Here is a 12,798-nt window from a genome sequence, read left to right as displayed (position 1 = left end):
CTGCAATGTCAGCGGCCAGGTGGCATGCGCCGCGCCTACAACGATCAGAACACCGGAACGATATCCACCGGGATGGCCTCGAGTTTCTTCATGGCATTCTCCATCGGCGGACGCATCACGGCATAGGTCTCGAGGAGTTCTTTGGCCCTGGCATAGTTGCCTTCGGCCTGGACGGTCATGATCAGGGCCGTCAGGTCGCGGACCGCAGGCTTGATCTTGTTCATGTCCACCTTGAACGTGCCGGACTTCTCGTCGTAGACGAACCCGCCCGCATCTGCGAGATAGTTGAATTGGAATGCCATACCGCGGCCATGGGCTTCCTTGATGCCGAAACGGACCGACCGGAACACGCCGGCCAGATACGTGATGTACATCTGGTGTTCGGCGGACCGGTCGATGACCCCTTTGTCCATCAGGTACTGCAACGCCCACAGTGCAGAGATATCGGCTTTCGCTTCTTCGAACGCCGAGCTGAGTTCCTTCATCGCCTGGCGCACGGTGGTCTTCTTGCCGTCGGCCATGATGGTGTGCGGCCCGAGGCCGTGCATCAGTTCATGGGCGAGAATATGCGTGAAGAACGGCTCGAAGGCGAGGGAATCCTTCTGCGACGGATCGAGGACGATCGCAGCGATAGGGGTGAGGATCTTCGAGAACTTCGCTTCCTGGACGTTCTTCAGCATCACACGTTTGCTCCCCTTTTCGGCGGTGACGCGTTCGTCGTTGGGGAGATTGAACGCCGCGGTCTGCACGCCGGCACGCGACTCGCCGCCGGTCATCACCTCATCCACGACCCGGATCGGTGCGAGGGCGCCAAGTTTCGGATTGCGGTACTTCGGGTCGATCGGCAGGTTGTTCTCGATATCCTGCAGGAGGCCGGAGAACTTCGCGAGCTTTGCGGACTCCTCGTCGTTGCGCAGCGTGATGAACGCTTCGAACGCCGCCTTATAGTTGAACAGGTCGTCCATGTATACTTCGTAGGGCCCGATGGTGACATCGATCGGGCTATCGAGGTCCATCCATGCCACGTCACTATCATAGTAGTCGTTGCTCAGGAACGCATCGGCGCGCTTGAGGAGATAGATCTTCAGCGACGCGTTGTCCGTGGCTGCCGCGGCGGACCGCAGGAGTCCGGCAGCACGGCCGAGCTCCGCGGCATATTCCACGTTGTACGGGACGATCTTCAGCGAGCTGTCGGCGTTGCGGCGGATGACGGTGAAGAATCCTGTTGCCTGCTGCTGTTCGGCTTCCGGCAGGCGGGACAGCCAGCTCTGGAACTCTTCCTTCGTCATGTCCCCGGGGTAGTAGTTCGCCATCGGTGGACGGGGGTTGGGTACGCCGTCGATGAACGGCTCATTGTGGTCCAATTGCGACCACGGACTCTGATTGATGTGGAAGTAGGCGAGACGCGTCTTCCCTTCCGGGGTGGTGTCCTCCTCGAGTTTCTTCAGGAGAGCTTCGTTCCCGCTCCAGACCTGACGGCGGTAGAGCGTATCCATCACGCGTGCCGCTTCGATCACCAGGCGGAGTGCCTCGCGGTTGCCGGGGGAGAGCCTGGTGGTGTCGCTGGTGATCGGGGCGGGCACGAATCGCGCCGCCTTCTGTGCCAGTGGGTCCATGGCCTTCTGTTCCTGATGTGAGGTGCAGGAGAATGCAACGAGTGCGGCCAGCAGCAGGCCTGTGAGTGTCCGGGTGAGCATCATGCGTGTGGCTCCTCAAATGTGGGTGGTGATGAGCGGAGTTCTGTATTGACGATGCGCATCACTTCCGCGAGGGGCATATTCCGCTCGCCGGCGATGCGCTTGCATTCTTCGTATTCGGCGGTGACCACCGTGGTGCCGTCGCGTTCCACCGCCTTCGCTTTCACCGGCCCGAAGGAGGTCGTCACGGTCAGCGGTGTGCGCGAGAGCTTCCTCCTTCCGACGGTCTGCACGCGCAGGCCGATGGAGGATGTCTCCCGGAAGATCACATTGCTGATCTCCTCCGTGCGTGAGGGATCCGTCAATACCGACAGCAGTATGCCCGGCCGGCCCTTCTTCATGACCACCGGGATGAGATACGCGTCGTGTGCGCCGGCGGCCAGCAGGCGGTCGATGATGTACGGGTAGAGCTGCGGATTCATATCGTCGATATTCGTCTCGAGCACCACCGAGCCGTCGCGGTGGTGGTCATCCGCGAGTTCGCCCACCACCACACGCAGGAGGTTGGGGAGCCCTTCGAATTCCTTCGTGCCCGCCCCATAGCCCACGGCATGGATCCGGAACGGTTCGTCGGTGAGGATGCCGCGCGACAGCGCCTTGATGATCGCTGCGCCTGTGGGTGTCGTCAATTCTTCCGGCACGGACGTCAGGACCACGGGATAGTCCTGCAGGATCTCCGCCGTGGCCGGTGTGGGGGTGGGCATCATGCCGTGCTGGGTCTTGACGATGCCGCCGCTGCCGAGGCGCACGGGTGACGAGTAGACTGCTTCGATGCTGAGCTTTTCCAGGCAGATGCAGGTGCCGACGATATCCACGATGGAATCCAGGGCACCCACTTCATGGAAGTGGATCTTCTCGATCGTCGAATTGTGTACTTTGGCTTCCGCATGGGCGAGCACGGTGAAGATCGCCGATGCCCGTTCCTTCACTCCGGCGGAGAGGGAGGAGTTCCCGATGATCGCGAGGATGTCCTTCAGGTGACGGTGGTAGTGCGGCGCGTGCGTGATCACCACGTCGCAATGGACCGCATCGATCGCGCTCCGGCGGACATGCTGGGCGGTGAGTTCGAAGCCCGGGACGTTGAGTTTCTTCAGTTCTTCGACGAGTTCGTCGAACGGGACCCCTGCTGCGATCAGCGAGGCCATGGTCATGTCGCCGGCGATGCCGGCGATGGTATCAAAGTAAGCGATCCTCATCGCGGGGTTCCGTTGCTCCGTGTGGTGAGAAGTGGCTCGATGAACGTGAGTATCTGTTCTGTGGCACCGAGATGCGACCGGACGAACGATGATGCCCGGTCCCCGGCCGTGGTCCGGATCCGGTCATCGCGCAGCAGATTCCCCGCCGTCGTCCGGAATTCTTCCTCGTTCGTCACGATGAATGCGCCGCCGCGCTCAACGAGCATCAGCGGTTCGTGCGAGTTCCTGTGTTTGGGGCCGAAGAGGACCGGGATGCCGTAGACGGCGGCTTCGAGAACATTGTGGATCCCCTGGCGGAAACTGCCGCCCACATACGCAAGGTGTGCGCTTGCATACAGTACGAGCAGGATGCCAATGCTGTCCACGATGATCACATCCTGTCCGTCGTATTCATTCAACGCCGAGAAGCGGATGGTGGTGGCGCGTCCGGCAAGTTCGCGCTCGATCCCTTCGATATGTTCCAGTGTGGGCTCGTGCGGGGTGAGGATCAGCAGCAGGTCCGCCCGTTCCTCGCGAAGGCCGAGGAACGCCGGGAGGAGGACTGCTTCGTCCTCGGGCCAGGTGCTTCCCGCAACGATCACGTTCTTCCCCGCGACCACTGCGGGCGGGACGATGTGGCGTTTCCGTGCCTCGGCACTGCGGGTGGCGACCTGATCGTACCGTGTATCGCCGATGGCTTTGACCGTGGGCCGTTTCAGGCGGAATGCCCTGAATGCCGCGACGTCGCTTTCCGCGACGGTCAGGATGCTGTCGATGCAGTTGTACACGGACTGATGCATCGATCGGAGGAGCGGCAGGCGACGAAGGGTGCGCCGGCTCATGGTGGCATTGGCGATGATCACCGGGATCGAGCGGGCACGGAGTTCCCAGATGTGGTTCGGCCAGATATCGTAGCGGACCATCACGGCCACATCCGGCCGCATGAGTTCGATGAAGCGGCGCGCGCCTCCCGGAGAATCAAAGGGGATGTACACGATCGCATCCGCAAGGGTGTACTTGCGTGAATGCTCGTACCCCGACGGCGAGAAGAACGACGCGATGATGCGGACATCGGGGTGCCGTGCTTTCAGGGCGGCGATGATGGGCTTCGCCTGTTCGAACTCTCCCATGGACGAGGCATGCACCCAGACACGCGGACCCGCCGGCATGGCCGCGATGGTCTTCTCAAGATCGGCGAACAGTGTCTTTCGTCCGGCGATACCGCGCGCGACCTTCCGGTTGAAGAGTCCGAGGATGTGGAGTGCCGTCCAGAACGGTGGAATGAAGATCACATTGTACAGGAGGCGCCAGATGGTGTGCATACGGTATCCGGGATCAATGGAGAAGTGAGCGCGCCGCCTCGATCACACGCGGTGGCTCGATATCGTTCATGCAACGGAAATGCCTCTTCGGACATGTCGCCCCGCCGATCGCCGAACACGGGCGGCAGGAGAGTGCCTGGTGTTCAATGACGATGCTGTGTTCCCCGTGCGGGAAGAAGCCGAACTGACGGACGGTCGGCCCGAACACCGCCACGATCGGACACGTGCGAGCAGCGGCGAGGTGCATCAGTCCGGTGTCGTTGGTCAGCACCACGGCGCAGCGGTCCATGGCCGCGGCGGTTTCGAGCAGCGTGCACAGTCCGGCCATGTTGATGACCTGTGTCGATGCCGGGTCTGTACGGATCGTTTGCGCGATCTGTTCGCACCGGCCACGTTCTTCCTGTGACCCGAAGAGCAGGACGGGCAGCCCGCGTTCCTGTGCGAGGGTTGATGCCGCGGCCGCGAAGCGGCCTGCGTCCCACATCTTGGTCGCGTGTCGTGCCGACGGGCAGACGCCGATCGCCCGTTGCATGGGAGGGAGGCCGGCGGCGGCAAGGATCGCCGTGGCAGACGCCTCGATCTCGCCGGTCACGAACACCTCCGGGCCGGCCCCATCGTCCACCACGCCATACGGCGCAAGAGGTTCGAGGTACCGCTGGTGCATCGGCGGTGCGCCTCCGGTCCAGCGGTACAGATCGAGATGTGCGTTGATGAGCATGAACCGGGCGAACCGCCGCTTGTTGTACCGCACGACCGGAGTTGGCCCGAGCGTCAGGAACCGGCTGCGGAGGTTGTCGTGCATATCGAGGATCAGATCATAGCGGGACGACCGGATCTGCGTGCGGATGCGACGCAATTCCGTCAGACCGCTTCCCTTCGGCAGGAGCAGCGTCTGTGAGAGATGCGGGTTGTGCCGGATGAGGTCGGCGTGATCCTCTTTGACCAGGAAGTCAATGCGGCAGTGCGGAAAGCGGGTACGCAACGTCCGAATGAGCGGTGACGTGAGGATGATATCGCCGACGGAACTAAACCGGATAATCAATGTTGTAGTCAGTAAGCGATCCATGCCGGCTCTTTCCCATTGTACCATTTTTCCGCGGTAATTGCAATGAACTCACAGGCACAGCACGTTCACGCCGGCGACCGGTGGCCCGCCGGGAAGCCGGAAACACTGGGTGGTTTGCGGGCGAGCGGCTATGCCGTCCGGCCGGTCCGCGACGAACTCCGCGAGAATCTCATTGCCCGCCTCCGTTCGGGGGCGCCGTTGTTCCCCGAGATCATCGGCTACGAACACACCGTCATTCCTGCGCTGACCAACGCCCTGCTGGCCCGGCACGACATCATCCTGCTCGGGCTTCGCGGGCAGGCGAAGACCCGCATCGTCCGGCTCCTGTACACGCTCCTGGATGAATACGTTCCCGTGGTGAAGGGGAGCGAGATCAACGATGATCCCTTTGCGCCTGTCAGCAAGTATGCCGTGGACCTCATCCGGGAGAAGGGCGACGATGCCCCGATCGAATGGCTTCACCGGTCGCGCCGGTATGGAGAGAAGCTCGCGACCCCCGATGTGACGATCGCTGACCTCATCGGCGATATCGATCCGATCAAGGCGGCATCGCAACGTTTGCATTATGCGCACGAAGGGGCGATCCACTTTGGCATCATCCCGCGCACCAATCGCGGGATCTTTGCGATCAATGAATTGCCGGATCTGCAGCCGCGCATCCAGGTCGGGCTCTTCAACATCCTGGAAGAGAAGGACATCCAGATCCGCGGGTTCAACATCCGGATCCCGCTGGATGTGATGCTGGTCTTCACCGCGAATCCGGAGGATTACACCAATCGCGGCAACATCATCACGCCGCTGAAGGACCGCATCGACTCCCAGATCCTGACGCACTATCCGCGGTCGATGGACGACGCGATCCGCATCACGGAGCAGGAGGCGCACATCGCACGGGACGGTCGCGAGGTGCGCGTGCCGCATTTCTTCAAAGAGATCATCGAGCAGGTCGCATTTGAAGCCCGGACGAACGAGTTCGTCGATCAGAAGTCCGGTGTAAGCGCGCGCCTCACCATTGCGGCGATGGAAAACCTCGTCAGCAATGCGGAGCGGCGCGCCATTGTGACCGGCGACGCCGTGGTGATGCCGCGGATCTGCGATCTGCCGCACATCCTGCCCGGGCTCACCGGTAAAGTGGAACTCGTGTTCGAAGGCGAACAGGAGGGGAGCGTCAAGGTCAGCCGTGCGCTTGTCGGCAAGGCCGTGCGTGAGATCTTCTCGCGCTACTTCCCCGACCCCCTGCGCAAGCGTCAGCGCAAGAGCGGAGAGCAGGAAGCCCCCCCGCCGAAAGCCGCCGAAGGTGACTATGGCGCGATCGTTCACTGGTTCGAGGCCGGCAACCGGCTGGAGTTGAGCGACGATATGCCTGCGGCGGAGTACCGGAAGGCGCTGGAGGCGGTGAAAGGGTTGCGGGATCTTGTGGAACGGCTGAAGCCGGGGCTTGATCCGGCCCTGGACCGGCCGGCGATGATGGAGTTCGTTCTGGATGGGCTGCATCAGCACTCGCGTATCGCGCGCGATGAGGTGGACCATGTGATCTCGTACAAGGACATGGTGGGAAGCATCTTTCCCGTGGACAGGCACATGAGGGACGAAGAGTAATGCGGTTCATCTACAGCCGCTGGCGGCCCGACGCGGCCACCGACGACCAGCGGCTTCAACAACTCGTGTCGCTCTTCAACTACCTGGTGACCGGCACCAGTGGGGATGTTGAAGAGGCGCTGGCATGGCTCCGCCAGCTTGCGGAGGAGCACGGGGTGTTCGATGAGAACCTCACGATGGACGATCTCATCGACAAGCTGCGTGCGATGGGCCTCATCGCCGATGCGGAGAGCGGCCTGACCCTCACGCCGTCGGGCATCAAGCGCATCCGGCAGGACGCGCTGAACGAGATCTTCACATCATTGAAGAAGGCTCCGAGCGGTACCCATGAGACGCCGTTCTCCGGGCGTGGCGTGGAACGTCTCAACGAAACGCGCAAGTTCATGTTCGGCGATCAGCCGACGGACATCGACCTCACCTCCACGCTCACCAACGCATTCCGCCGCGACGGGATCGAGAACTTCAATCTCGCCGAGGAGGATGTGGAGGTCTATGAGACCGAGCATCAGACCGGCTGTGCGACGGTCCTCATGATCGATATCAGTCACAGCATGATCCTGTACGGCGAGGACCGGATCACCCCTGCGAAGCAGGTTGCGATGGCGCTTGCCGAGCTCATCATGACGCGCTTTCCGAACGACTATCTTGCACTGGTGTGTTTCGGAGATGACGCGAAGCTCGTGAGCATCGCGGAGTTGCCGTTCCTGACGGTGGGTCCGTTCCACACGAACACGCGGGCGGGCCTGCAGCTTGCGCGTGACCTCTTGCGCCGGCGGGGGAATGTGAACAAGCAGATCTTCATGGTCACCGACGGCAAGGCCTCGGCGATCACGATGCCCGGTGGGCGGTTGTACAAGAACTCCTTCGGGCTCGATCCGAAGATCGTGAACAAGACACTCGATGAAGCTGTGGCGTGCCGCCGCGAGCACATCCCGATCACGACGTTCATGATCGCGCAGGATCCGTACCTCGTCAACTTCGTGGAAGAACTCACCAAAGCAAATCAGGGACGAGCATACTACTCGTCCCTGAGCACCCTGGGTCAATTCCTCTTTGTGGATTACATCCGCAACAGGCGCAAGCGTTTCAACGCCTGACCTTTGCTGGGCCGGCAGAACGGTTCAGCGCTTCGAGCAATACCCGCCCCTCACGCAACGGAGTGAATTCCACGCCTGTCAGGGCCGACAATGTCGGCGCGATGTCCGCCGGGCTTGCATCCGCGTCGTAGGTCCCTGGCCTGATCCCCGGTCCCCGGAAGATCACCGGCACGTGGGCATCCGATTCGATCGGATCGCCATGCGACGCGCCGTGTTCGTCCGGGTTGTCCTTGTAGAACGGACTGTAGACGATGATCGCATCGCCGCTGCGTTCATCATTGAAGCTGTTCCGCAGGCGTTGCTCCAATCGGGAACCATCGGTCAGCGCAAGGATCTGTCCTCGCGTGAACGCGGCCACGACTTCGGGTCTGCGGCGCATATCGTCGCAGACGACACCGGCGGCGACCTCTGCGGTGACCCCGGCGTGTGCCAGGGCTGCAGGCGCGATGAAGAGGGAGCCGGCAGAGAGGCTCTCGACCCATTTGCCGGAACCCGGTGTACCGAATCTTGCGGTAAGGAGCGATTCGGCACGGGCTCTGATCGCTTTGCCGTCCAGCTTCTGGAAGATCGCGCGCCCGATAGTGTGGCTCACGTAAGCGGGGATGGTGGACACGCCATGGTCTGCCGTGAGCACGATGACGCACTGCGAGAGACCCACCTGCTTATCCAGGAACCGGAAGAAGTCCGCGAGGATCCGGTCCATCTGAACATTCATCTCCAGCATCTCCTGGCTGTTCGGGCCGTACTCGTGCCCGACGTAGTCGGGTGACGAAAAGCTCACGCTGAGCATATCCGTCACGCCGCGGGTGCCGAGTTGTTCGCCGATCACCGCTTCGCGGGCGAGGGCAGCAAGGACTTCGGCGCCGTAGGGACTGCCGAGCAGCGAACCGTAGTATGATGATGTGATATGGGAAGCGGAATCACCCACGATCGGATGCGGGAACGTGCGACCCTGACCGGCAGGGAAGCCTTCGTAGGGTGCGTCATCCCTATCCACCAGGGCGAATGCTGCTGGTGGCAGGGTGCGTTCCCATGTCTTTCCGAAGAAGGAGTTGACCATGCCGGAGGCATTGAACTTTTTCACCCAGGGCGGAAGTTCCTTGACGTAGTAGGTCGAGGAAACGAACGCCGAATCCACCTGCCAGAGGGCGATGTTGGCGAGCTTGCCGCCGGGCAGGATGGCGGCGCGGTCCTTGTTCGAGATCGCGATGGACTTCGCCTTGAACGCTGTCCCGATGCGGAGCATGTCTCCATAGGTGTAGGTCTTGTAATTCACCGGGGAGCGGCCCTCTGCCTTCGCACCGAGGATCTCCACGGACCGGTCTTCGACGCAGTACATGCTCCGTCCGAGGTTCCGGTCGTACCAGGAGTTGCGGGAGATGCCATTCGTCCTGGCGTACGTTCCGCTCAGGATCACGGCGTGGCCGGGGCCGGTGGAGGTATTGGCGTGTTTGTAGGATGCGTTCGTGAACACGGCGCCGTCCAGCAGGTACCGGAACCCACCCTGGCCGTAGAATTGCTGGTACCGGGCGAGGTAGTCGTAGGGGAACTGATCCAGGGTGACAATGACCACCAGTCGGGGTGTGGCAACAGGTGATGCCGCATTACCCGCATTGATCGAGAGAACGAGAGTCGTTGCCAGCATGATACTGGCGAGATGGAAGAGGCGCATGTCTCGTGATATCCGTACTGTGAGAGTATGAGCATATGGTACACAGGGATAGCGACAGAAAAAAGGGGTGGCTTGAAAATCAGGCAGATTTTACGCAAGTTTAACATATGATCCTCGTTATTCCTGCTATTGAGATACGTGGCGGGCGCTCCGTCCAGATGGTCCAGGGGGTTGAAGGATTCGCGTATTCCGATGCCCCCGAGGATATGGCCCGTCTCTGCCGTCTTGAGAACGCCAAGTCCCTCCACGTCACCGACATCGATGGTGCGCGCGCCGGTCACCTTGTGAACACCGACACCATCAAGCGTATGGTGGAGAAGGTGGACATCCCCATTGCTCTTGGTGGCGGATTGCGCGATGCTGAGGAAGTCAAGAAGGCGTTCGATCTCGGGGTCTACCGTGTTCGAGTCGGCACGATGGTGATCCAGAATCCCGACGAAGCGCGGTCGCTGATCGAGACGTACACGGCGAGCCGGATCATACTCGGCATCGATGCGATGGATGGCATCGTGGCGACGAATGGTTGGGAGGAGTCGTCGGGGCTCACCGCGATGACCGTGGCGCTCAATGCAAAGGCGCTCGGGTTCACGCGCATGGTCTACACGGACATCCGGATGGATGGCACCATGCGTGGCATGAACCTTCCCAGGATCAAAGAGCTCGCCGAGAAAACGGGATTGCGTATCACGGCATCGGGGGGTGTCGGTGGGCTTGAAGACCTCCTGCGCATTCAGGAACTGGAGCCGTACGGCGTCGATTCGGTCGTGATCGGGCGCGCGCTCTATCAGAACAGATTTGCCTGTCAGGCACTCTGGCGCATGTGTGAAGCCAGAGACTATCCCTATACAGCGAAGGTGTGACATGAAGAAGGTCGCCGTCCTGCTGGGCAGCACCTCCGATGAAGAGGTCATGAAGGGGTGCACGGACTATCTCACGAAATTCGGCATACCGTGGGACCTCAAGATCCTCTCGGCGCACCGCACGCCGGACGCCACCGCGGCATTCGTGAAGTCGGCGGAGGAGAACGGGTATGCGCTGATCATCGCGGCAGCCGGCATGGCCGCCCATCTCCCCGGTGTCGCCGCGGCATACACGACGCTTCCGGTGATCGGCGTGCCGCTTGCCGGCTCGGAACTGCGGGGTGTGGATGCGCTGTACGCGATCGTGCAGATGCCGGCGGGGATCCCTGTGGCAACGGTAGCGATCGGCTCTGCCGGTGCAAAGAATGCCGCGGTGCTTGCCGCCGAGATCCTTGCGCTGGGCGAGCCCGTGCTCACGACACGGTTGCGTGAGTTCCGGGCCGCCGGTGCCAGGTTCTGAAGGTGCCTCCCACGCATAACTCTCCGGTACGTTCATGAAATTGCTGATCATCGGTCACCTCTCGATGGACGTGTTCCACACGCCCGACGGTGTTGAGCGCGAAGAGGCTGGCGGGATCCTGCGCGGGCTCGGTGCAATGTCGGCCCTTGCGGGCCGTGGCGATGGGTTCACGCCGGTGGCCGGCGTTTCGCGGAAGGAACTCCCGGCGATGCGCGAGCGCCTCGAAGCGTTGCAGGGCGTTCAGACCGATGGCCTGTACGTCCACGAGACCCCCGTTCACCGTGTGCATTACTATTATCGGAATGAGCACGATCACGTGGCATGCACGCACGATCTTGCCCCGCCCATTCCGTTCGCGAAGATCAAACCGCACCTTGACGTGCACGGCATCCTGATCAACATGATCTCGGGTGCGGACATCACGCTCGACACCCTGGATGAGATCCGCATGGCGGTGCGTCATGAGGGGATCCCGGTGCACCTGGACCTGCACAGCCTGACGCTTGGCGTGAATGAGCGTCACGAGCGGTTCCGCCGGCCGTTGCCGGACTGGCGCCGCTGGGCATTCATGATCGATACGATACAGATGAATGAGGAAGAGGTGGCGGGTCTGACGGTGGAAGGGATGGAGGAAGAGCGTGCCGTCGGCCACATCCTGATGCTGGGGGTGAAGGGCGTCCTGATCACACGGGGCGCACGCGGGGTACGTGTGTATCTGAACGAACAGAAGAAGGTGATCCGGACCGACCTTGCCGTGCCGTCTGTCGATCCTGCCGGCTCTCCGGTCGGGCGCGGTGACAAGTTCGGCGCGGCGTTCCTGTATCATTATGTGAAGAATCACAACGTGCTTGCCGCCGCCGAATCGGCGCAGGCGAGTGCGACAGGCGGAGGGGCAGCATGAACACTCTTGAGGTCGAACGCGTCCTGGTGGTCGGGAGCAACGGATTGCTCGGGCAGAAGGTGGCCGAGCAACTGATCCGCGGGTTCAATTATCACGTCACGCTGACCTCGATCGAGTCGGCCCCTGTCCGCGATATGCCTGCCGCGCCGTACATGCAGGCGGACATCACGAACAGGAAGACCGTAAAGGATCTTGTCGGTTCGGTGAATCCGGATGTCATCATCAATTGTGCGGCGATGACGAACGTGGATGCGTGCGAGACCGAACGGGAGATCGCCTGGAAGATCAATGTCGGCGGCGTGGAACATCTGATCGACGCCGCCCGGAAGCGGCCGGCAACGATCATCCACGTCTCCAGTGACTACGTCTTCGACGGCAAGAATGGCCCGTACCATGAAGAGGACAGGCCTGAGCCGCTGAGCTACTACGGGAAATCGAAACTTGCGAGCGAGAATGCGCTGCGGACGTCGGATGTCCCGTATTTCGTTGCGCGCACGATGGTGCTCTACGGGTATGCGGAAGGTGTGAAAGCGAATTTCGCGCTCTGGCTGGTGAACAGTCTGCGCGAACGGCAGACGGTCCGCATCGTCGACGATCAGATCGGCAATCCGACGCTGGTGGACGACCTCGCGTTCGGCCTGATCCGTGCGATGGAAATGAAGCGGAGAGGCATCTATAATATAGCCGGCAAGGACATTGTCAGCCGGTTCGATTTTGCCGTAGCGCTGGCGAAGGCCTTCGGGCTGGATGCGTCGCTGATCCAGCCGATCAAGACCGCGCAGCTGAACCAACCCGCGGCACGTCCGCTCAGATCCGGCCTGATCACCTTGAAGGCCGAAGTGGACCTCGGGCTGAAACTCTCCGGTGTCGACCAGGGGCTTGCGCTGCTGAAGAGCCAGCTTGTCCGGGCCGGAAAATAGGACCGTACCTCATCCATTGGAAAGCGTTG

At 61.6% G+C, this 12,798-nt stretch carries 11 protein-coding genes; 6 read left to right on the top strand and 5 right to left on the bottom strand.

Annotated elements, in window-relative coordinates:
• Positions 1-44 precede the first annotated feature (44 nt).
• The 4 genes from IPI01_13265 to waaF are packed head-to-tail and all read right to left on the bottom strand — an operon-like array spanning position 45 to position 5,260.
• Positions 45-1,700, bottom strand: a complete 1,656-nt coding sequence (locus IPI01_13265; protein ID MBK7258737.1) for a hypothetical protein — start codon at positions 1,698-1,700, stop codon at positions 45-47.
• Positions 1,697-2,893, bottom strand: coding sequence for a nickel pincer cofactor biosynthesis protein LarC (larC, locus tag IPI01_13260; protein ID MBK7258736.1), 1,197 nt, complete (start codon positions 2,891-2,893; stop codon positions 1,697-1,699). The genes IPI01_13265 and larC overlap by 4 nt, the downstream gene beginning before the upstream one ends.
• Positions 2,890-4,194 carry a 3-deoxy-D-manno-octulosonic acid transferase gene (locus IPI01_13255; protein MBK7258735.1) on the bottom strand — a complete coding sequence of 435 codons (1,305 nt, stop codon included), beginning with the start codon at positions 4,192-4,194 and terminating at the stop codon, positions 2,890-2,892. The genes larC and IPI01_13255 overlap by 4 nt, the downstream gene beginning before the upstream one ends.
• Before the next feature lie 13 nt (positions 4,195-4,207).
• Positions 4,208-5,260 (bottom strand): lipopolysaccharide heptosyltransferase II, encoded by a 1,053-nt coding sequence (waaF, locus tag IPI01_13250; GenBank protein MBK7258734.1) that lies wholly within the window; start codon positions 5,258-5,260, stop codon positions 4,208-4,210.
• Positions 5,261-5,302: 42 nt separating this feature from the next.
• On the opposite strand from waaF, the gene IPI01_13245 reads away from it, so the two are divergent.
• A complete protein-coding gene (locus IPI01_13245; GenBank protein MBK7258733.1) occupies positions 5,303-6,859 on the top strand; it encodes a sigma 54-interacting transcriptional regulator in 1,557 nt (518 codons plus the stop codon).
• Positions 6,859-7,956, top strand: a complete 1,098-nt coding sequence (locus IPI01_13240) for a VWA domain-containing protein (GenBank protein MBK7258732.1) — start codon at positions 6,859-6,861, stop codon at positions 7,954-7,956. The genes IPI01_13245 and IPI01_13240 overlap by 1 nt, the downstream gene beginning before the upstream one ends.
• Here the strand turns inward: IPI01_13240 and IPI01_13235 are convergent.
• Positions 7,946-9,628 carry an alkaline phosphatase family protein gene (locus tag IPI01_13235; protein ID MBK7258731.1) on the bottom strand — a complete coding sequence of 561 codons (1,683 nt, stop codon included), beginning with the start codon at positions 9,626-9,628 and terminating at the stop codon, positions 7,946-7,948. The genes IPI01_13240 and IPI01_13235 overlap by 11 nt on opposite strands.
• 107 nt (positions 9,629-9,735) lie before the next feature.
• Between IPI01_13235 and IPI01_13230 the strand changes: the two genes are divergently transcribed.
• Genes IPI01_13230 through rfbD form a run of 4 tightly spaced genes read left to right on the top strand, consistent with a single transcriptional unit; the run spans position 9,736 to position 12,769 of the window.
• The gene (locus IPI01_13230) at positions 9,736-10,488 is read left to right on the top strand and encodes a 1-(5-phosphoribosyl)-5-[(5-phosphoribosylamino)methylideneamino] imidazole-4-carboxamide isomerase (protein ID MBK7258730.1); all 753 of its coding nucleotides are present in this window, start codon (positions 9,736-9,738) and stop codon (positions 10,486-10,488) included.
• 1 nt (position 10,489) lies between these two features.
• Positions 10,490-10,948: a 5-(carboxyamino)imidazole ribonucleotide mutase gene (purE, locus tag IPI01_13225; protein MBK7258729.1), complete on the top strand. Its 459-nt coding sequence runs from the start codon at positions 10,490-10,492 to the stop codon at positions 10,946-10,948.
• 34 nt (positions 10,949-10,982) lie between these two features.
• A complete protein-coding gene (locus IPI01_13220) occupies positions 10,983-11,849 on the top strand; it encodes a carbohydrate kinase family protein (protein ID MBK7258728.1) in 867 nt (288 codons plus the stop codon).
• Positions 11,846-12,769 carry a dTDP-4-dehydrorhamnose reductase gene (gene rfbD, locus IPI01_13215; GenBank protein ID MBK7258727.1) on the top strand — a complete coding sequence of 308 codons (924 nt, stop codon included), beginning with the start codon at positions 11,846-11,848 and terminating at the stop codon, positions 12,767-12,769. The genes IPI01_13220 and rfbD overlap by 4 nt, the downstream gene beginning before the upstream one ends.
• Positions 12,770-12,798 lie beyond the last annotated feature (29 nt).

Source organism: Ignavibacteriota bacterium (genome assembly GCA_016707525.1).
Classification (GTDB): domain Bacteria; phylum Bacteroidota; class Ignavibacteria; order UBA10030; family UBA6906; genus JAGDMK01.
Note: the sequence above shows the minus strand (reverse complement) of the source record. Positions and strands in the feature narration are given on the sequence as shown.

Coding starts and splice junctions, on each gene's coding strand:
- IPI01_13245 (MBK7258733.1), top strand. CDS start 5,303: ATGAACTCACAGGCACAGCACGTTCACGCCGGCGACCGGTGGCCCGCC.
- larC (MBK7258736.1), bottom strand. CDS start 2,893: ATGAGGATCGCTTACTTTGATACCATCGCCGGCATCGCCGGCGACATG.
- waaF (MBK7258734.1), bottom strand. CDS start 5,260: ATGGATCGCTTACTGACTACAACATTGATTATCCGGTTTAGTTCCGTC.
- IPI01_13255 (MBK7258735.1), bottom strand. CDS start 4,194: ATGCACACCATCTGGCGCCTCCTGTACAATGTGATCTTCATTCCACCG.
- IPI01_13220 (MBK7258728.1), top strand. CDS start 10,983: ATGAAATTGCTGATCATCGGTCACCTCTCGATGGACGTGTTCCACACG.
- rfbD (MBK7258727.1), top strand. CDS start 11,846: ATGAACACTCTTGAGGTCGAACGCGTCCTGGTGGTCGGGAGCAACGGA.
- IPI01_13240 (MBK7258732.1), top strand. CDS start 6,859: ATGCGGTTCATCTACAGCCGCTGGCGGCCCGACGCGGCCACCGACGAC.
- purE (MBK7258729.1), top strand. CDS start 10,490: ATGAAGAAGGTCGCCGTCCTGCTGGGCAGCACCTCCGATGAAGAGGTC.
- IPI01_13235 (MBK7258731.1), bottom strand. CDS start 9,628: ATGCGCCTCTTCCATCTCGCCAGTATCATGCTGGCAACGACTCTCGTT.
- IPI01_13265 (MBK7258737.1), bottom strand. CDS start 1,700: ATGATGCTCACCCGGACACTCACAGGCCTGCTGCTGGCCGCACTCGTT.
- IPI01_13230 (MBK7258730.1), top strand. CDS start 9,736: ATGATCCTCGTTATTCCTGCTATTGAGATACGTGGCGGGCGCTCCGTC.